Source organism: Blastococcus sp. KM273128 (assembly GCF_021698975.1).
GTDB lineage: Bacteria > Actinomycetota > Actinomycetes > Mycobacteriales > Geodermatophilaceae > Blastococcus.
On sequence record NZ_SSXA01000033.1, the window covers coordinates 1 to 19,123 of the forward strand.

General features: G+C 75.6%; 18 protein-coding genes. 7 read left to right on the plus strand and 11 right to left on the minus strand.

Going from position 1 to position 19,123, the window contains the following annotated elements; all coding sequences use genetic code 11:
- Positions 1-1,171, plus strand: a 1,171-nt coding sequence (locus E9529_RS11370) for a GDSL-type esterase/lipase family protein (protein WP_236831262.1), incomplete at its 5' end; no start/stop codon positions are given.
- Positions 1,172-1,181: 10 nt separating this feature from the next.
- Here E9529_RS11370 and E9529_RS11375 read toward each other — a convergent pair.
- Positions 1,182-1,721 (minus strand): DUF1353 domain-containing protein, encoded by a 540-nt coding sequence (locus E9529_RS11375; RefSeq protein WP_236831263.1) that lies wholly within the window; start codon positions 1,719-1,721, stop codon positions 1,182-1,184.
- 101 nt (positions 1,722-1,822) lie between these two features.
- Between E9529_RS11375 and E9529_RS11380 the strand changes: the two genes are divergently transcribed.
- Positions 1,823-2,836, plus strand: coding sequence for an iron-containing redox enzyme family protein (locus E9529_RS11380; RefSeq protein WP_236831264.1), 1,014 nt, complete (start codon positions 1,823-1,825; stop codon positions 2,834-2,836).
- A gap of 10 nt (positions 2,837-2,846) precedes the next feature.
- On the opposite strand, the gene E9529_RS11385 is transcribed toward E9529_RS11380, so the two are convergent.
- The gene (locus tag E9529_RS11385) at positions 2,847-3,740 is read right to left on the minus strand and encodes a bile acid:sodium symporter family protein (protein ID WP_236831265.1); all 894 of its coding nucleotides are present in this window, start codon (positions 3,738-3,740) and stop codon (positions 2,847-2,849) included.
- Between the two features lie 226 nt (positions 3,741-3,966).
- On the opposite strand from E9529_RS11385, the gene E9529_RS11390 reads away from it, so the two are divergent.
- Positions 3,967-5,514: a methyl-accepting chemotaxis protein gene (locus E9529_RS11390; protein ID WP_236831266.1), complete on the plus strand. Its 1,548-nt coding sequence runs from the start codon at positions 3,967-3,969 to the stop codon at positions 5,512-5,514.
- A gap of 18 nt (positions 5,515-5,532) precedes the next feature.
- On the opposite strand, the gene E9529_RS11395 is transcribed toward E9529_RS11390, so the two are convergent.
- The 6 genes from E9529_RS11395 to E9529_RS11420 form a co-directional block, all read right to left on the minus strand.
- Positions 5,533-5,847: a CDGSH iron-sulfur domain-containing protein gene (locus tag E9529_RS11395; protein ID WP_236831267.1), complete on the minus strand. Its 315-nt coding sequence runs from the start codon at positions 5,845-5,847 to the stop codon at positions 5,533-5,535.
- Positions 5,848-5,902: 55 nt separating this feature from the next.
- The gene (locus E9529_RS11400) at positions 5,903-6,982 is read right to left on the minus strand and encodes a hypothetical protein (protein ID WP_236831268.1); all 1,080 of its coding nucleotides are present in this window, start codon (positions 6,980-6,982) and stop codon (positions 5,903-5,905) included.
- 89 nt (positions 6,983-7,071) lie between these two features.
- Positions 7,072-10,185 carry a bifunctional [glutamine synthetase] adenylyltransferase/[glutamine synthetase]-adenylyl-L-tyrosine phosphorylase gene (locus tag E9529_RS11405; RefSeq protein ID WP_236831269.1) on the minus strand — a complete coding sequence of 1,038 codons (3,114 nt, stop codon included), beginning with the start codon at positions 10,183-10,185 and terminating at the stop codon, positions 7,072-7,074.
- Positions 10,182-10,919 carry a type 1 glutamine amidotransferase gene (locus E9529_RS11410; RefSeq protein ID WP_236831270.1) on the minus strand — a complete coding sequence of 246 codons (738 nt, stop codon included), beginning with the start codon at positions 10,917-10,919 and terminating at the stop codon, positions 10,182-10,184. The genes E9529_RS11405 and E9529_RS11410 overlap by 4 nt, the downstream gene beginning before the upstream one ends.
- A gap of 102 nt (positions 10,920-11,021) precedes the next feature.
- Positions 11,022-12,362, minus strand: a complete 1,341-nt coding sequence (glnA, locus tag E9529_RS11415; protein WP_236831271.1) for a type I glutamate--ammonia ligase — start codon at positions 12,360-12,362, stop codon at positions 11,022-11,024.
- Positions 12,363-12,483: 121 nt separating this feature from the next.
- On the minus strand, positions 12,484-12,918 hold the full coding sequence (locus tag E9529_RS11420; protein ID WP_236831272.1) for a MarR family winged helix-turn-helix transcriptional regulator: 435 nt from the start codon (positions 12,916-12,918) through the stop codon (positions 12,484-12,486).
- A gap of 112 nt (positions 12,919-13,030) precedes the next feature.
- Here E9529_RS11420 and E9529_RS11425 point away from each other — a divergent pair, with 112 nt between their 5' ends.
- From E9529_RS11425 to panB, 4 genes are read left to right on the plus strand one after another with little or no spacing between them, the layout of a single operon-like run.
- Complete coding sequence (locus E9529_RS11425) at positions 13,031-13,906, plus strand: universal stress protein (RefSeq protein ID WP_236831273.1); 876 nt, start codon at positions 13,031-13,033, stop codon at positions 13,904-13,906.
- Between the two features lie 34 nt (positions 13,907-13,940).
- The gene (locus E9529_RS11430) at positions 13,941-14,438 is read left to right on the plus strand and encodes a GNAT family N-acetyltransferase (RefSeq protein ID WP_236831274.1); all 498 of its coding nucleotides are present in this window, start codon (positions 13,941-13,943) and stop codon (positions 14,436-14,438) included.
- Between the two features lie 49 nt (positions 14,439-14,487).
- A complete protein-coding gene (locus tag E9529_RS11435) occupies positions 14,488-16,326 on the plus strand; it encodes an NAD+ synthase (RefSeq protein ID WP_236831275.1) in 1,839 nt (612 codons plus the stop codon).
- Positions 16,323-17,153 (plus strand): 3-methyl-2-oxobutanoate hydroxymethyltransferase, encoded by an 831-nt coding sequence (gene panB, locus E9529_RS11440; RefSeq protein ID WP_236831276.1) that lies wholly within the window; start codon positions 16,323-16,325, stop codon positions 17,151-17,153. Before E9529_RS11435 ends, panB begins: the two co-directional genes overlap by 4 nt.
- A 6-nt stretch (positions 17,154-17,159) precedes the next feature.
- Here panB and E9529_RS11445 read toward each other — a convergent pair whose 3' ends face one another.
- Genes E9529_RS11445 through npdG form a run of 3 tightly spaced genes read right to left on the minus strand, consistent with a single transcriptional unit; the run spans position 17,160 to position 19,061 of the window.
- Entirely contained in the window at positions 17,160-17,585 is a 426-nt protein-coding gene (locus E9529_RS11445; protein ID WP_236831277.1) for a DUF2784 domain-containing protein, read from the minus strand.
- 41 nt (positions 17,586-17,626) lie between these two features.
- On the minus strand, positions 17,627-18,388 hold the full coding sequence (locus E9529_RS11450) for a helical backbone metal receptor (protein WP_236831278.1): 762 nt from the start codon (positions 18,386-18,388) through the stop codon (positions 17,627-17,629).
- Positions 18,366-19,061: an NADPH-dependent F420 reductase gene (npdG, locus tag E9529_RS11455; RefSeq protein ID WP_236831279.1), complete on the minus strand. Its 696-nt coding sequence runs from the start codon at positions 19,059-19,061 to the stop codon at positions 18,366-18,368. The genes E9529_RS11450 and npdG overlap by 23 nt, the downstream gene beginning before the upstream one ends.
- Positions 19,062-19,123 lie beyond the last annotated feature (62 nt).

Genomic DNA, 19,123 nt, shown 5'->3' on the forward strand with positions numbered 1-19,123 from the left:
CCCCACCCCCACGACCGCCGCGCCCATCACCACGACCCCGACCACCACGGCACCCACCACCACGGCGCCGAGCACCACCACCGCACCCACGACAACCGCACAGACCACCACCGCGACCCCCACTACGACGCCCCCGGCCGGGTCCGCGGCGCTGGCCGCCTTCCGCGCCGCGCGCGCCGACAGCGCCGCCGGTCGCGGGCCGCTCGACGTCGTCGTCGTCGGCGACTCGGTCACCGAGGGCCGCGACGTCGGCAAGGGCAACCGGTGGGTCGACGTGCTGCTGGGCCGGCTGCGCGACCGGTACCAGCCGGCCGGCGTCCCTGGCGGCGAGGGATACGTGCCGGCCTACTACGCCGCCAGCGGCATGGTCGATCGCTTCACCTTCGGCGGGACGCCGACGCTGGGCTCGCAGTACGGGTTCGGCATGCGCGCCAACCACATGCCCTCCGGCGCCGGCAACTCGATGACCACCACGTTCACCGGCACGTCGTTCGAGCTGCACTACGCGAGCAGCCGGAACACCGGGACGATCACCGTCTCCGTCGACGGCGGGCCCGGCACTCCGGTGGCCACGACCGGCACCGACTGGACCCCGCAGGACGGCGGCAGCTGGACCTCTCCGCCGCTCCCCCGCGGCACGCACACGGTCACGCTCACCAACACCAGCGGCCGCACCGTCCTGGTGGAGGGCATCAGCGTGTACGACGGCGACGAGGCCGCCGGCGTCCGCCTGTGGGAGGCCGCGCACTCCGGCTGGCAGGCCGAGGACTTCGCCCAGCGCCCCACCGCGCCGCAGCACGGCCAGGCCGTCGCCGCCGCCGCGCCGCACCTGGTCGTGGTCGCGCTCGGCTACAACGACGTCGTCGCCGGGTTCAGCGCCGCCGACTTCCGCGAGTACCTCACCACGACGATCGCGCACCTGCTCGGCCCTGACGCCGGGCCCGACCCGTCGGTGCTGGTCGTCGGCTACCCACCGCGCACCGACGTCCCCGCGAGCGCGTGGGAGGCCTACCTCGAGGCCATGGCCGGCGTCGCGGCGGAGCAGGGCTACGCGTTCGCCGACCTCTCCGGGCTGCCGGACTTCGGCATGTCGGGCGACGGCGTCCACCCGACCGCCACCGGCCACGCGCAGATCGCCACCGCGCTCGACGCGTTCCTGGCGGCCGGCTGACCGACCCGGCTCAGGTCCGCATCGACCCGGCGTCCTCCGCCGGGCGCCCGGTGAGCACGCCCACCGCCGCCTCCGCCAGCCCGTAGACGGTCAGGGACACAGCGATGAGCACGGCCGGCGGGAGGACCACCGGCGCCGCGAGCACCGAGATGCCGACGACGCCGGGCGCGCTGCGCCACCACCCGTGGCCGCGCACCGGATCACCCAGCGCGGCCCACCGCACGGCGCACCACATCAACCAGCGGCGCAGCACGGGCACCCCGCTCTCCCGCAGCACCCGGCGGAAGACGCCGTCGGCCTCCCGGCCGGTCACCACCCCGCTCGTGATGCCCGCGGTGACCAGCCAGTCGTGCAGGATCGCGGCGGCGGTGTAGCGCCCGAAGCGCGGGACCAGCCACACCACCACGCGGGGCACGGTGGCGAAGTCGGTGGGGAAGCCGGCCGGGACGACGAAGCGGTCCCGCTTGCCCCGGTACACCAGCGGCTCGACCAGCTCCCAGCAGTCGGCGTCCAACCGCCGGACCACGACGTCGTCGGACTCGAACGGCACCGCTCCCCCTCCCCGTCGTGACCGGCGCCCGCCGACCGGCCCGGGTGACATCACACCCTGCCGGTGCATCGAACCGGCCACCGGTGGGCATGCTGGCGATCATGCGCCTGCCCGAAGCACGGGGGCCCCTCGGGGACGCCCTCGCCCGTGACCTCACCAGCGGCCCGGACCTGTCGACGGCGACGCTGGAGTGCGCCGCGCGCCTGGACGCCGACCCCGCCGCGGCGCTGACCGACGACGACCTGCAGCTGAGCCTCGCCGTCTGCTACGAGCTCCACTACCGCGGCTTCGACGGCGTCGACGAGGGGTGGGAGTGGCACCCCGAGCTGCTCCGCCTGCGGGCCGGGCTGGAGCGGGCGCACCTGGCCGCGCTGCGCGAGCTCGTGGGTGGGATCGCCGTCACCGGTGACCCGGTCGACCAGCAGCTCACCGCGCTGATCGCCGCCGACGACGGCCCTTCGCTCTCGGCCTACATGGCCAAGCAGGGCACGCTGGAGCAGTGGCGGGAGTACCTCGTCCTCCGGTCGGTCTACCACCTCAAGGAGGCCGACCCGCACACCTTCGCCGTCCCCCGGCTCTCCGGCCGGGCCAAGGCCGCCATGGTCGAGATCCAGGCCGACGAGTACGGCGGCGGGTCCGCGGAGCGGATGCACAGCGAGCTGTTCGCGGGGCTCATGCGCGACCTGGGGCTGGACGCCGGCTACGGGGCGCTGTGGGACGAGGCGCCCGCCGTCGCCTTCGCCTCGGTGAACACGATGTCGCTGTTCGGGCTGCACCGCCGCTGGCGGGGCGCGGCGCTGGGCCACCTCGCGACGGTGGAGATGACCTCCTCCGAACCCAGCCGGCGGTACTCGGCCGGGCTGCGCCGGCTCGGGTTCGACGAGCGCACCACCGTCTTCTACGACGAGCACGTGGAGGCCGACGCGGTGCACGAGCAGATTGCCTCGGTGGACATGTGCGGCTCGCTGGTCGCCGCGGAGCCGGAGCTGCTGCCCGACGTGCTGTTCGGCGCGGCCAGCTCGCTGGCCATGGACGGCCTGGCGGCCCACCACCTCCTGGGTGCGTGGGAGGCAGGCGCCTCGGGCCTGCGCGCCCGGCCGGCCCTGGCCGCCTGAGCGCGGCGGGCTACCCGGCCCGCACCGCGTCGTCGCGCTGCTCGGCGGCGGAGCGGTTGCGGGTGATCAGCCAGCCGAACGCCGCGGCGACGGGGAACATGAGCACCCCGTAGACGGCGGCGGGCACGGCCAGCTCCACGCTGTCCAGCACGCTGATGGCGACGGCGATCGCCAGCGTGCTGTTGTGCACGCCGATCTCGAAGGAGCTGGCGATCGCCTGCCGCTGCCCGATGCCGAGCAGCCGGGGCACGCTGTACCCCACGGCCAGGCTGGCGAGGCAGAACGCGAGGGCTGGCAGGCCGACGTCGCGCAGGTAGCTCCCCACGTTCTCCCGCTCGGCCACCATCGTGCCGACGATCACCAGCGCGAGGACGACCGCCGACAGGATGCGCACGGGCTTGTCCGAGCGGTCGGCGAACCCCGGTGCCGACCGGCGCACCAGCATGCCGAGGGCCACCGGGATCAGCACGATCGCGAACACCTGCACCGTCTTGCCGAACTGCAGGCCCAGGCTGCCGGCGCCCGGGGGGTCGGACCACCCGATCGCCAGGTTGGTGACCACCGGCAGGGTGACCACGGCGATGACCGAGTTCAGCGCGGTGAGGCTGATGTTGAGCGCGACGTCACCCCGGTAGAGGTGGCTGAAGAGGTTCGCGGTGGTGCCGCCGGGCGAGGCCGCCAGCAGCAGCATCCCGACCGCCAGCAGCGGCGGCAGGTCGAACGCCAGCACCAGGCCGAAGCACACCACCGGCAGGACGAGCAGCTGCAGCGCCAGGGCGACCACGACCGCCCTGGGCTGCCGGGCGATGCGCGTGAAGTCGCCGACGGTGAGCGAGAGCCCCAGGCCGAACATGACGACGGCCAGCGCGAGCGGCAGCGCGACGGCGGTGAGCGCGGAATCCATGGGTCCTCCGATCGGGCGCCGGCCGGGCAGCCCGCCGGCCAGGACGTCCCGCGCATCCTGTGCGATGGCGGTCACATCGGGCAACCGACCCGCCCGGACGACCCTCCACCGTGCACCGATCCGGTGACGCGCCCCGGTACGGCTCAACAACCGCGGTTGCGGACCGAAACCTCTCGCGCGATCGGACCGCGCCCCACGGAGGTGCGGCGGGGCCACGGGAGGGTTCATGCGCAGGCGGGAGACGCGTCGGACGGTGCAGCCGGCGGAGCAGCCACGCGACGTCGAGGCGCTGGAACGGGTGATCGCCGCGCTCGAGGGCGACGTCGCCGGCGAGCTCGACGCGCACCAGCGGATCCTCACCACGCTCGTCGACGCCCTGCACCTGTGCTACGGCGCCGCCTGGCTGCCCGACCGGGAGGGCCGCTTCGTCCTGCAGGTGTCCGAGGGACCGGCGGCCGGTGCCATGTCCGCCGGGTGGCCGTCCGGCGAGGTCATGGTCGAGGGTGCCGGGTACGGCGGCGAGGCCCTGCGCCGGCGCATCCCGGTGCTCATGGACGCGGGCACGCCCACGACCACCTGCCTGCGCTGGGCCACCGCCCACGCGGCGGGGGCGCGCCAGGGATGCTTCCTGCCCGTCGTCGAGGGCAACCGGGTGACCGCCGTCCTGGAGTACTACAGCGCGCGCGAGCTGCCCTTCTTCGGCGGGCGCGCGGAGAAGTGGCAGGCCATCGGCCGGCTGGTGTCCCACGCCCGGCGCAGCGCGCTGGGCGCCGCCCAGCTCCGCGAGACCCTCGACGACCGGGAGGCGGTCACCACCGTCGTCGCCCGGGTGGGCGAGGCGGGCGACGAGGCGACCGCCCTGCGGGTGGCCCTCGAGACGGTCCGCACCGCCTTCGGCTGGGCCTACGGCTCCTTCTGGGCGCTGGACGAGGCCGAGAACGTCCTGCGCTTCGCCGTCGAGTCCGGCTCGGCCGGGGACGAGTTCCGCCAGGTCACCCTGACCGCCAGCTTCGCCGAGGGCGTCGGTCTGTCGGGGCGGGCGTGGCGCAGGCGCGACCTGGTGTTCGTCTCCGACCTGGCCGACGTCACCGACTGCGTGCGCCGCCCGGCGGCCATGCGCGCGGGGGTGAAGTCCGGCGTCTGCTTCCCGATCACCTGCGAGGGGCGCGTCGTCGGGACGATGGACTTCTTCGTCACCGAGACCATCGAGCTCTCGGAGTCCCGCGCCGCCGCGCTGCGGAACGTCCAGCAGCTGGTCTCCCAGCGGCTGGACATCCTGCGCCGCGCCGAGGCCGACCGGGCCAACTCGAGGGAGCTGCTCGAGACGGTGTCGCGGCTGCGCGAGGCCGCGGACGACGCGGGGCGGGTCGCCGAGAACGCCGTCGCCGAGGCCTCCGCGATGACCACCCAGGTGGAGGCGCTGGCCAGCGCCTCGTCCGCCGTCGGCGACGTAATCCGGATCATCTCCTCGATCGCCGACCAGACCAACCTGCTCGCGCTGAACGCCACGATCGAGGCCGCCCGCGCCGGGGAGTCCGGCAAGGGCTTCGCCGTGGTGGCCAACGAGGTGAAGGAGCTGGCGCGGGAGACCGCCCAGGCGACCAGCCGGGTCTCCGAGCAGATCGCCGGCATCCAGGCCGGCACCGAGTCGGTCACCACCGGCATCAACGCCACCAACGCGGTGATCGGCCGGCTCGACGCCGTGCAGGCCCGGATCGCCGACATCCTCGAGGAGCAGGTCCGCATGGCGCGGGCGTTCGAGGCCGCCCGCTGAGCCGGGACGGGCGCCGGGTCAGCCCTCCCGGCGCCCGTCCCGGAGGATCTGCGCGGCCGGCCGGGGCCGGCTCGGCGCGCTCGGCGCCGAGAACCCGGACCGCTTGTGCGAGCCGTCGCAGAACGGCTTGATGCCCGACTTGCCGCACCGGCACAGCGCGATCGTGTCGCGCCCGGGGTCGATCTCGGCGCCGTCCTGGTCCTGGAGGCGGAAGCTGCCGCGCACGATGAGCGGCCCGTCGCGGTAGGGCGTGATCGTGGCGCCCGCGGCGGGGTCGGCTCCGGCGGTGCGGTCCTCGGACGGCTCGGGCTGGGCCGACGGTTCTGGCGACACGCCCTCCAGCATGCCCCGCCGCCGCCGGCCCCAACCCGGGGGTCCACCGAGCGGGTCAGCCGCCCAGGGTCAGCGACGCCACCATCCGGTCAAGGACCTCGACGTTGCGCGGGTAGTCGAAGCGCGGGAGCCCCACGGTGTTCAGCACGAGGGCGCGGGAAGACTCGTCGTCGGCACCCAGGTCGACGACGACGCGGGTCACCGGCAGCCCCTGGGGCCACAGCCCCTCCCCGGCCGTGACCCGCTCGACGCGGACCGCCGGCCGTCCGTCGATCGTGAGCTCCTCGCGGCTCAGCTCCTCGCCGCGCCCGGTGGTGACCAGCCGGTCGAAGGGGATGCCCTCCACCCGGACGCTGATCGGGGCCACCCGCGCGTCGGTGGCCGGGGGCACCTCGAAGGAGTCCGGCGAGAAGAGGCTGCAGGCCGGCACCTCCGTCCCCGGGTTCACCTCCCAGGACTCGGGATAGGAGACGGCGTAGCCCTCCGGGCTCTCGCAGCGCTCGCCGAGGGGGTCCGGCTCCGCCGGTTCCTCGGCGAGCAGGTCGACCACGATGCGCTGCGGGGAGTCCAGCGCGGCGACGGCGAACGGCCGCCGCGCGTCGAGCCCGGCGAAGAAGGCGTACCGCCCCTCGAACAGCGTGTCCGCCACGACGGCGTCCAGCACCGCCGGGTCGTCGGCCGTCAGCCGCCCGGCGCCCTCCCACGGCTGCACGCCCTCCGGCGCGTCCCCCGGGAGCGCGATGTTGGTCAGCGTGATGGCGAGGACGGCCTCCCCGGGCACCTCGACCGGGTCCCCGGAGCCCTGCGCCCGCGGATCCCCGGTGTAGCCGACCCGCCAGCCGGCCTCGCCCTCACCCGCCAGCTCGAAGACGACGCGGTCGAAGTCGCCGTGGTCGGCCAGCCGCACGTCGGTCAGGGTCACCGGTGGGCTGTCGCCCGAGGCCTCCGAGTCGTCGGTCCCGCCGTCGCCGACGGGCTCCGGGGGCTCGTCGGGGCCGTCCTCGCCCGTGTCGTCCGGCGTCGTCGTCGAAGGGGTCGCGGTGGCGCTCGGCGGGTCCTCGGCCGGGCGCTCCTCGTCGGTGCCGCAGGCGGTGAGGAGCACGGCCGCGCAGACCCCGGCGGAGAAGCGGCGCATCGGGGGTCCTTCCTGGGCCGGTGGGAGAGCGGTCCTGACCCCCATGCCCGGCCCGGCCGGATCGGACACCCCGGCCGCCGTGACGCGGGTCAGCCCGAGGGAGGCTGCCCGTAGAAGACCTGCTCGACCACCGTGCGCGCGTGCCGGGTGGTGCGGCGGTAGTCGTCGAGGAACCGGCCGGGCTCGTCGTCCGGCCCGTACCCGCAGGCCCGGGCGACCCCGCCCAGCTCCAGGCCCGGCCGCGGCAGCTGGTCGCTGGGGCGACCGCGGACGAGGAAGACCGCGTTGCGCGACCGGGTGGCCAGCTCCCACGCCGCGGTGAGCGCCTCGGCCTGGTCCTCCGGCAGCAGCCCCTCCTCGGCGAGCGCGGTCAGCGCGCCCACCGTCGAGGGGACGCGCAGGGCCGGCACGCGGGCGGCGTGCTGGAGCTGCAGCAGCTGCGCGGTCCACTCCACGTCGGCGAGCCCGCCGCGGCCCAGCTTGGTGTGCGTGGCGGGGTCGGCGCCCCGCGGCAGCCGCTCGCGCTCGACGCGGGCCTTGATCCGCCGGATCTCGGCGACCTGCTCCGCCGACAGCCCGTCGGCCGGGTAGCGGACCGGGTCGATGAGCGCGACGAACTCCTCGCCCAGCCCCGCGTCGCCGGCGACCGGGACGGCCCGCAGCAGCGCCTGCACCTCCCAGACCGACACCCAGCGCTCGTAGTACTCGCGGAAGGCCGGGAGGCTGCGCACCAGGGCCCCCTGCCGTCCCTCGGGCCGCAGGTCGGCGTCGACCTCGAACGCCGGGTCGGGGGCCGGTTCCGAGAGCAACCGGCGCAGCGTGTGGGCGACGGCGTTCGCCGCCGCCGAGGCCTTCGCCTCGTCCGCGCCCGGGCGGGGCCGGTGCACGAACAGCACGTCGGCGTCGGACCCGAAGCCGAGCTCACCCCCGCCGAGGCGCCCCATGCCGATGACGGCGAGGTCCATCGGCAGGTCCTCGACGTCGACGCGGGTCTCCCGGGCGTGGGCCCGGAGCGCGGCGTCGAGCCCCGCCTGCAGCGTCGCGGCGGCGACGTCGGTGAGCGCGCGGCCCACCCGGTGCACGTCGAGCCGGCCGAGCAGGTCGGCGGCGGCGATCCGCAGCAGCTCCTGGCGGCGCAGGCTGCGGATCACCCGCACCCCCGCCTGCGGGTCGGGTGCCCGGCCGGCCGCCTGCCGCCACGCCTTGGCGAGGGTCTCCGCCGAGCGCGGCTCGAGCTCGGCGTCGTCGGCGAGCAGGCGCAGCGCCTCGGGCGTGCGGGTGAGCAGGGAGGCGACGTACTGGCTGGAGCCCAGCAGCTGGGCCAGCCGCTCGGCGACCTGCCCCTCGTCGCGCAGCAGGCGGAGGTACCACTGGTTGCCGCCCAGCGCCTCGCTCACCTGCCGGTAGGCCAGCAGCCCGGCGTCGGGGTCGGGGCAGGAGGCGAAGGTCTGCAGCAGCACCGGCAGCAGGTACTTCTGCATCGACGCCGAGCGGGAGACCCCGCCGGTCAGCGCCGCCAGGTGCCGCAGCGCCCCCTCCGGGTCGGCGAAGCCCAGGGCCCGCAGCCAGTCACCGGCCGCCTTCGACCCCAGGTGCAGGTGCTCGCCGGGCACGCGGGCGACGGCGGAGAGCAGCGGCCGGTAGAACAGCTTCTCGTGCAGCCGCCGCACCTCGCGGGTGTGCAGCGCGAGCTCGGCCCGCAGCACGTCGACGGCGTCGCCCCGGTGGTCGGGCTTGTAGCCCAGCGAGCGGGCCAGCCAGCGCAGCTGCTGCTCGTCGGTGGGCAGCAGGTGGGTGCGCCGCAGCCGCAGCAGCTGCAGGCGGTGCTCGACGGTGCGCAGGAAGCGGTAGGAGGCGACCAGCGTGGCGGCGTCCTCCCGGCCGACGTACCCACCGGCGGAGAGCGCCAGCAGGGCCGGCAGGGTGCCGCCGACCCGCAGCGTCGGGTCGGCCCGGCCGTGCACCAGCTGGAGCAGCTGGACGGCGAACTCGACGTCGCGCAGCCCCCCGCGGCCGAGCTTCAGCTCCCGCTCGGCCTGGGCCGGGGGGATGTTGGCCTCCACCCGGCGGCGCATCGCCTGCACCTCGCCGACGAAGCCCGGCCGGTCCCCGGCCTTCCACACCAGCGGCCAGAGCGCCTCGACGTAGCCGCGCCCCAGGTGCGGGTCGCCGGCGACCGGGCGCATCTTCAGCAGCGCCTGGAACTCCCACGTGTCGGCCCACTGCTCGTAGTAGGCGGCGTGCCCCGCGACCGTGCGCACCAGGGCGCCGGCCTTGCCCTCGGGGCGCAGCGCCGCGTCCACCTCCCAGGCCGCCTCCCGGCAGATGCGCATGAGCGACGCGGCGACGCGGGTGGCGCCGGCGAGCGCGGCCGCGGCGTCGCCCTCCGAGCCCGCGCGCCCCTCGGGCTCGACCGGCTCGGCCACGAAGACGACGTCGACGTCGCTGACGTAGTTCAGCTCCCGCCCGCCGGCCTTCCCCAGCGCGATGACCGCCAGCCGGCACGCGGCGGTGTCGGCCGGCTGCTCGGCGACGGCGAGCGCGAGCCCGGCGGTGAGGACGGCGGCGGCGATGTCGGCGAGCTCCGCCGCGGCCTCGTCGGCGGGCACGCCGTCGGCCAGGTCGCGGCCGGCGAGCGACAGGATCGCCCGGCGGTAGGCGTGCCGCAGCGCCGCGATCCGCGAGGGCCCGGCGTCGGGCGCGGCGGAGCCCAGCCGGACGCCCCACGGTGGGTCGTCCGGGTCGGCGCCGACCGCCGCCAGCATCTGCTGCTCCAGCGCGTGCGGCGTGGGCCGGCTCGGCCCGTTGCCGTCGTCGAGCACCTCCCAGTCCAGCGGGTAGGCGGCGAGGTGGTCGGCCAGCCCGGAGCTGGCCCCGAGGACGGCGAGCAGGCGGCCGCGCAGGTGGCCCGAGCCGCGCAGCCGGGCCAGCAGCGTCGCGGCCGCGCCACCGGAGTCGTCCTCGGCGTCGAGCGCCTCGACGAGCCGGTGCAGCGAGCGGACGGCGAGGTCGGGGTCGCCCGCCCGGGCCAGGGCGGCCACGACCGGCCCCGCCTCGGGGTCGGCCGGCTCGTTGCGGTCGAGGTCCCAGAGCCCCAGGGACGGGTCCGACAGCAGCCGGGCGGCCCGCTCGCCGTCCTCGAAGCCGAAGCGGACGAGGCGGACCACCGCCCGCCGCGGCACCTCCGCCTGCGGCACGCTCACGCGCGCACCTGGGCCCGGGACCGGACCAGGTCGGCGAACCGCCCGGCGAACGGCTGCCAGACCTCGGCGAGGTCGTCGTGCGCGGCGTCGGCGCGGGCGCACAGCGTCTCGACGTCCAGCGGGCTGGCCGCCACGCCGACGGGGTCGCTCGCGGCCCAGGCCCGCACCATCTCCGGCGTCGTCTCGATGTGGAACTGCAACCCGTAGACGGCCGTGCCCACCCGGTAGGCCTGGTGCGGGTAGTGCGGGTTGCCGGCCAGCAGGGTGGCGCCGGCCGGCAGCTCGGAGATCTCGTCGTGGTGCCACTGGACGACGTCCGGCGACAGCGGCAGCGGGCGGAACACCGGGTCGGCGTCCGCGGCGTCGCGCTTGGCCACCAGCGTCGCGCCGACCTCGGGCCCGTCCACGCCGACCCGGGTGCGGCCACCGCCGACCTGGGCCAGCAGCTGGGCACCCAGGCAGACCGCGAGCGTGGGCAGGTCCGCGGCCAGCGCCTGCCGGAGCAGCTCCCGCACGCCGACGAGCTCGGGGCTGGTCGCCTCGTCGTCCAGCGAGGACTGCGGTCCGCCGAGCACCAGCAGCCCGTCGTAGCCGTCCAGGGCGGCGGGCAGCCCGGCGCCCAGGCCCAGCCGGCGCTCGTCGAGCTCCAGGCCCGCCGCGCGCAGCCACTCCCCCAGCCGCGCCGGCGGATCGGTCTCGCTGGGGACGACGACGAGCAGGCGGCCGGAGGTCACGCGATCGAGGCTAACGGCCGGGGCGCCCACGACTGTGCAGAGATCGGGGTCGTCCGCACCGCATCACCCCGTTCTGCGCACAACCGTGCCGGCGCAACCGCCTCAGAGGCCGGGCAGGTAGCGGCGCAGCTCGAACGGCGTGACGTTCTGCCGGTAGGAGTTGAACTCCTCCCACTTGTTGCGGAGGAAGAACTCGAAGACGTGCTCCCCCAGCGTCTCGGCGACCAGCTCGCTGCCCTGCATCGCGGTGAGCGCCTCACCGAGGCTGACCGGCAGGTCCTCGTACCCGGCCGCGCGCCGCTCGGTGTCGGTGAGCGACCAGACGTCGTCCTCGGCCTCCGGCGGCAGCTCGTAGCCCTTCTCGATGCCGCGCAGCCCGGCGGCCAGCAGCACCGCGAAGGTCAGGTAGGGGTTGCACGCGGAGTCCGGCGAGCGCACCTCGACCCGGGCCGACTGGGCCTTCGACGGCTTGTACGACGGCAGCCGCACCAGCGCCGAGCGGTTGGCCCGACCCCAGGTGGCCGCGGTCGGCGCCTCGGTGCCGGCCAGCAGCCGCCGGTAGGAGTTCACCGTCTGGTTGGTGATCGCGGTGACCTCGCGGGCGTGGGTCAGCAGGCCGGCGATGAACTGCTTGCCGGTGGTCGACAGCCGCATCGGGTCGGCCGGGTCGTGGAAGGCGTTGCGGTCGCCCTCGAACAGCGACAGGTGGGTGTGCATCGCCGAGCCCGCGAGCTCGGTGAACGGCTTGGGCATGAACGTCGCGTGCACGCCCTGGGCCAGCGCCACCTCCCGGACGACGTGCCGCAGCGTCATGATGTTGTCGGCCATGGAGAGCGCGTCGGCGTAGCGCAGGTCGATCTCCTGCTGCCCGGGGGCGACCTCGTGGTGGCTGAACTCCACCGAGATGCCCATCGCCTCCAGCGCGAAGACCGCCTCGCGCCGGAAGTCGTGCGCCACGTTGTGCGTCGACAGGTCGAAGTAGCCGCCGGTGTCGGCCGGCTGCGGCGGGGTGCCGTCGGTGGGCAGGTCCCTGAGCAGGAAGAACTCGATCTCGGGGTGCGTGTAGAAGGTGAACCCCATGTCGCCGGCCTTGGCCAGGGCCCGGCGCAGCACGTGCCGCGGATCGGCCCACGACGGCGAGCCGTCGGGCAGCGTGATGTCGCAGAACATCCGCGCGGTGTCGCTGGCGCGCCCCTCGCGCGCCGGCATCACCTGGAAGGTGCCCGGGTCGGGCTTGGCCAGCATGTCGGACTCGTAGACCCGGGCGAAGCCCTCGATCGCCGAGCCGTCGAAGCCGATGCCCTCGGCGAAGGCCGCCTCGATCTCGGCCGGGGCCACCGCGACGGCCTTGAGGTAGCCGGAGACGTCGGTGAACCACAGCCGCACGAAGCGGATGTCGCGCTCTTCCAGGGTCCGCAGGACGAACTCCTGCTGTCGGTCCATGCCGGCCATGATCCAGTCCGCTCGTTTCGTGGATGTGACGTCGGCGCAAGCCTGCCCCGTCCGGGCGATCCGCGCACCGTCCCGCGCCCCGGACGACGCGTGTCGTGCCGCCCGCGCCCGGTCAGCCGGGCGGGTGCCAGTCGGGCGGGCTGAGGACGGCGGCCATCCGGCTCAGCTCGGCCCGGTGCAGGGAGGCCAGCCGACCGAGGATCTCCTCCCCCGCCGCGGTGAGCACCACCCGCACCGCGCGCGCGTCGTCGGGGTGCGCGGTCCGCCCGACGAGGTCCTGCTTCTGCGCGCGGTCGACCAGTTCGACCACGCTGTGGTGGCGGAGCTGCAGCCGCTCGGCCAGCTCGCGGACCGTGGCCCAGTCCCGGGCCGGGAAACCCTTCAGGGCCAGGAGCAGCTGGTACTGCTGCGGCGTGAGGCCGTGCCGGCGCACGACCTCCTCGCTGAACCGCAGGTAGCGCCGGATGCCGAACCGGAACCGGGCCAGGGCCTCGAAGTCGGCCTTGCTCAGAGGCGCCGGATCGCCGTCCTCGCCCCTGCCCACCACGGCGTCATCACACCACGACGCCGCGAGCGGGGCCCTGGCGACTTCTATCGTGCTGCGATACGTTCGAGGACGTCCCGGGCGGCTCCCGCCCGGCGTCGGCGAGGAGGCCCTCGTGCGCGGACAGTCCGGCACCCGCCACGGCTCGGCACCGGTCGCCGTCCACGTCACCACCACCTCCGACGACGCCGTCGACTGGGCAGCCGCCGAGGCCTCGATCCGCGGCCTGCCCCTGCGGCTGGTGCATCCGGTGGACGCCACGACCGAGGCGCTGGGCGCCGTGGCATCCCGGGCCCGCGCAGTCGACCGGGACCTGCCGGTGGAGATCTCCCGGGTGAGCGGGCCGACGCTCCCCGCGCTGCTGCGCGAGAGCCGCACGGCAGCCCTGCTGGTGCTCGGTGCCCCCGCTGCACCAGGGCTCACCCGCCACCGGTCCGGCCGCACACCGCTGCGCCTGGCGGCCTCCGGCGCGTGCCCGGTCACGGTGGTCCGCGCCCTCGCGCGCGGCACCGACCAGCGGTCGGCCCCCCGCGTCGTCGTCGGGATCGACGGTGCGCCGTCCACCGGCCCCGCTCTCGGCTTCGCCGTCCGGGCGGCCCGCGGACGGGGCCTGCCCCTGACCGTCGTGCACGCGTGGAGCGCCGACGCCCCCGCGGACCTCGAGGGGGTGTGCGCCCCACGCGTGGTCACCGAGGCCGGCGCGCTGCGAGTGGTGGACCGGGCGCTCGCCCCGTGGCGGGAGAACCTCCTCGACCTGCCCGTCACGGCGGACCTCCGCCACGGGGACGCCGCCTCCGCGCTCGTCGCGGCCTCCGGCGGTGCGGCGCTCGTCGTCCTGGGGGTCCCCGGCCGACGCCGCCTGACCGGGACCCTCCGGTCGGTGGGGCGGAGGGTGCTGGCCGGGGTCGCCGGCCCGGTCGCGGTCATCGGGCCGGAGGGGCACGGGGCGGAGGAGAGCCGGCGCGGGCTGCGGAGCGCCTCGAGCCGCTGACGGCCGGCGCCCGACGGACCGGCATGCTCCGGCCATGGCTGACCACCCAGATGCGGGAACGCCTCCGCAGGTCCCGCTGCGCACCACCGCCAGCCGCGTGGACGTCCGCCGCGCCGGGCCCGCCGACGCCGCCGCCGTCCTCGCGATGGTGCGGGAGATCGCCGCGCACGAGGGCACCCCGGACGCCGTCGCCGGCGGCCTCGGGACGTGGACGGCGATGCTGGCGCGGCCCGACGTCGTCGTCCTGCTCGCCGAGCGGGACGGCGAGCCGGCCGGCTACGTGTCGGCCGTGCGCCGGCTGCACCTGTGGCTGGGCCGCGACATCCTCGGGCTGGACGACCTCTTCGTCCGCGCGGGGTTCCGGGGCGCCGGGGTGGGCCGGCTGCTCATGACCGAGCTCGGCGCCCTGGCCGCGCGCGAGGGGCTCGCCGTGCGCTGGGAGGTCCGCGAGGACAACGTGGCGGCCCAGCGCTTCTACCGCCGGCTGGGCGCCGACCTGCGCACCAAGGTGGTGGCGTTCTGGCGGCCCTGACCACCGGCCCGCCTCGCACCCGGGGCGGGCCCGGGACCAGGATGGGGCCGTGAGCGATCAGCAGCCGGTGCAGATGAGGGTGTCCCTGGCCCAGGTCGACACGCGGGTCGGTGACCTCGCGGGCAACAGCGACCTGGTCGTCCGCCGGGCGGCGGAGGCGGCGCAGGCGGGCGCCCACCTCGTCGTCTTCCCCGAGATGACGCTGACCGGCTACCCGCCCGAGGACCTGGTGCTCCGGGAGTCCTTCGCCCGCGCCAGCGAGCGGGCCGTGGTGGAGCTCGCCGCCCGGCTGGCCGCCGAGGGGCTGGGCGGGCTGGCCGTCGTCGTCGGCTACCTGGCGCACACGCAGGGCGCAGGGCCGGCCCCGGTCGACGAGCCGCCCACGGACGACGACGACCGGCCCAGCGACGCCAACCCCCGCCGCGGCGCCCCCCGCAACGCCGCGGCCCTGCTGCACGGCGGCGAGGTCGTCGTCCGCTACTACAAGCGGCACCTGCCCAACTACGGCGTCTTCGACGAGGCGCGCTACTTCGTGCCCGGCACCGAGCTGCCGGTGGTCCGGCTGCACGGGGTCGACGTCGCGCTGACCGTCTGCGAGGACCTCTGGGTCGAGGGCGGCCCCTGCGGGGTCGCCGGCCAGGCCGGCGTCGACCTCGTCGTCTCCCCCAACGCCTCCCCCTACGAGCGCGCCAAGGACGACCTGCGGCTGCCGCTGGTGCAGCGGCGCGCCGCCGAGGCGCGGGCGGCGATCCTCTACTGCAACCAGGTCGGCGGCCAGGACGAGCTGGTGTTCGACGGCGACTCGATGGCCGTCTCCCCCACCGGTGAGCTGCTCGCCCGGGCGCCGCAGTTCGTCGAGCACCTGCTCACCGTCGACCTGTCGATCGACCGGGCCCGGGTCGCCGAGCGGCGCGACGGCCGGATCGGCCCCATGACCGTCACCCGGCACGTGCTGGGCGAGGAGCCGGTGCCCGCCTACGAGCCGCGTCCGGCCACCGTCGCCGAGCCGCTCGGCGACTGCGAGGAGGTCTGGCGGGCGCTCGTGCTGGGCCTGCGCGACTTCATCGACAAGAACGGCATGCCCTCGGTGGTGCTGGGCCTGTCCGGCGGCATCGACTCGGCGGTCTGCGCGGCGCTGGCCGTCGACGCCCTGGGCGCCGACCGGGTGCACGGGGTCGGGCTGCCGTCGAAGTGGTCCAGCGAGCACTCGCTGGCCGACGCCGAGGACCTCGCCCGCCGCACCGGGCTGCACTACTCGGTCGTGCCGATCGCGCCGATGGTCGACGCGTTCGAGGCCTCGGTCGAGCTCTCCGGCGTCGCCGCGGAGAACCTGCAGGCGCGGGTGCGCGGCACGCTGCTCATGGCGCTGTCCAACCAGCACGGGCACCTGCTGCTGACGACGGGCAACAAGAGCGAGGTCGCCGTCGGCTACTCCACCCTCTACGGCGACTCCGCGGGCGGCTTCGCCCCGATCAAGGACGTGCCGAAGACGCTGGTGTGGGAGCTGGCCCGCTGGCGCAACGCGCACGCCGCCGGGCGCGGGAAGACCGAGCCCATCCCGCGGAACTCCATCGACAAGCCGCCGTCGGCCGAGCTGGCGCCGGGTCAGGTGGACAGCGACTCGCTGCCCTCCTACGAGGAGCTGGACGCGGTGATCGCCGACTACGTCGACCGCGACCTCGGCCTGGCGCAGCTGCTCGAGCGGGGCCACGACCCCGACGTGGTCGCCCGGGTCCTCCGGTTGGTGGACACCGCCGAGTTCAAGCGCCGCCAGTCGGCGCCCGGCACCAAGATCAGCCTCAAGGCGTTCGGCCGCGACCGGCGGCTGCCCATCACCAACCGGTGGCGCGAGACGCTGCCCACCGTCCGCGAAGGAGCACAGGCATGACGGAGTCGGTCCTCTACGGCGGGCAGTCGACGGCGCGGGTGCGCATCCACCACCTGCAGCAGGCCAAGCAGCGCGGCGAGAAGTGGGCGATGCTCACCGCCTACGACACCTACAGCGCGGCCGTGTTCGAGGAGGCCGGCATCCCGGTGATGCTGGTCGGCGACTCCTCGGGCAACGTCGTCCTCGGGCACACGAGCACCGTGCCGGTCACCGTCGACGACATCCTGCTGATGACCAAGGCGGTGACCCGCTCCACCAAGCGGGCGCTGATCGTCGCCGACCTGCCCTTCGGCAGCTACGAGTCCGGCCCGCAGCAGGCGTTCGACACCGCCGTCCGCATGATGAAGGAGGGCGGTGCCCAGGCGGTCAAGCTCGAGGGCGGTCAGCGGGTGGCCCCACAGATCCGGCTGCTGCACGACGCCGGCATCCCCGTGATGGCGCACATCGGCTTCACGCCGCAGAGCGAGCACGCCCTCGGCGGGTTCCGCGTGCAGGGCCGGGGTGCCGGGGCCGAGCAGCTGCTGGCCGACGCGCACGCCGTCCAGGAGGCCGGCGCGTTCGCCGTCGTCCTGGAGATGGTGCCGGCCACCGCCGCCGCGCAGGTGACCCAGGAGCTCACCATCCCGACCATCGGCATCGGGGCCGGCGTGGACTGCGACGCCCAGGTGCTGGTGTGGCCGGACATGGCCGGGCTCAACGGCGGCCGGGTGCCCAAGTTCGTCAAGAAGTACGCCGACCTGCGCGGCGAGCTGCTGCGCGCGGCGCGGGAGTACGCCGACGACGTCAGGGGCGGGACCTTCCCGGGGCCGGAACACTCGTTCGACTAGGCCCGCTCAGCTCGCTGCGGGGGTCGAACTCGCGCTCTCCGGGTCCTGCAGCGGGCTCCGGGCACGAGCAACGCCTCCAAGGCTGGGTGCGCGCCCCGCGAGCAGCCCGTAGCCGACCGTGTTGAGGCCGATCGCGGTCGCGTAGATGCCCAGCTGCGTGCCGGTCGCGTCGACGTCCAGCCCGAGCGGGTGGAACAGGTAGTGGCCCAGGAAGCCACCCTGGTAGCCCGGCGCACCCGCACGCTCCCGCAGCCACAGCTCGAGGTCGGTGAGCGGGCAGTCGGCGCCGGCCAGGTTGACGCCGAGGATCACCAGCGCGACGGGGGCGTGCAGCAGCACCAGCCGGGGCCACCGGAGGGCGAGCAGGGCACCGGCCAGCATGAGGAGGACGGCGGCGGCGTGCACGAGCGCCACCGCGTTCGCGAGCAGCACTCCCCCACTGTGCCACCGCGGCCCGGCGCTGAGCGCGCCGCTCAGCCGGCGAGCTGGGCCAGCAGCACCCGGGGCGCCTCGGCGAGCGAGGGCCCGTACCAGGTGAGGTGCCGGCCGCTCACGAACGCCGCCCGGGCCTGCGGCCACGCCTCCGGGCCGTCGTCGGGCGTGAAGGCGTACGGCTCGTCCGGGAGGACGACGAGCTCCGCCGGCACCGTCGCGGGCTCGTCCCGGCCCAGCTTCGGGTAGCGGTCGGCGTGCCCCGCCAAGACGTTGCGGACGCCGAGGCGGGCCAGCACGTCACCGGCGAAGGTGTCCCGGCCCAGCACCATCCAGGGGCGGCGCCAGATCGGGACCACGGCGGCGACCTCCGGCAGCCGCACCGGCGCGGTCCAGGCCGCCCGCGCCCCGGCCAGCCAGCCCGGCTCCGGGTGGCCGAGCACCGCGCAGAGCCGGCCGAGCGAGTCCAGCGCCTGGTCCACGGTCGCCGGGGCGGTCACCCACACCGGCACGCCCGCGGCACGCAGCGCGGCGACGTCCTCGTCCCGGTTCTCCTCGGCGTTGGCGACGACGAGGTCGGGCGCCAGGTCGAGCACCCGCCTCACGTCGGGCCACTTGGTGCCGCCCACCCGCGGGACGTCGAGCTCCGCCGGGTGGGTGCACCAGTCGGTCGCGCCGGCCAGCAGCCCGGCGTCGGTCGCGGCGATCGCCTCCGTCAGCGACGGCACCAGCGAGACGACCCGCCGCGGCGGCGGCCCGTCGTAGGGCCGCCCCTGGTCGTCAGACGTCGGTGATCCGGACACCCGCGTGGACCTTGTACCGGCGGTTGACCGACACCAGGTTGATGGTCAGCGCCTCCACCTGGCGGGCGTTGCGCAGCCGGCCCGCGTAGATGCCGCGCATCCCCGGCAGCCGGCCGGCCAGCGCCTGCACGGTGTCCATCGACGCCCGGTCGTCGCCGACCACCATGACGTCGCCGTCGATGGTGGGCCGGGAGAGGTCCTCGAGCAGCTTGGCCGACAGGTGGTGGAAGGCACCGACCACGTGCGAGTCGGGCAGCAGCGCGGCCGCCTGCTGGGCGGCGCTGCCCTCCTCGACGTCGAGCACGTAGGCGCCGAGCTCGTCGAAGCCCATGGGCACGACGCAGTCGACGACGATCTTCCCGGCCAGCGGGGTGGCGAGCCCGGCGAGCGTCGCGGCGTGCCCGGCGAAGGGGACGGCGACGATGACCAGGTCCGCCGCACCCGCGACGTCCACGTTCGAGCCGCCGGTGACCGACACCTCGACCCCGCCGGCCACCGTCGCGGCGCGCTCGGCGACCTCGGCGGCCACCTCGGCGGCGCGTTCGGCGTCCCGGGAGCCGAGCAGCACCCGCTGCCCCTGGGCGGCCAGCCGCACGGCCAGCCCCCGCCCCTGCGGCCCGGTGCCGCCCAGCACACCCACGACCAGTTCCTCGACCGCGCGACCGTCCGTCACGTCCACCCCTTCCGCGGCGCCGGACGACCCGGCGGCTGGCACCGATCATGCCTGGCCCCCGG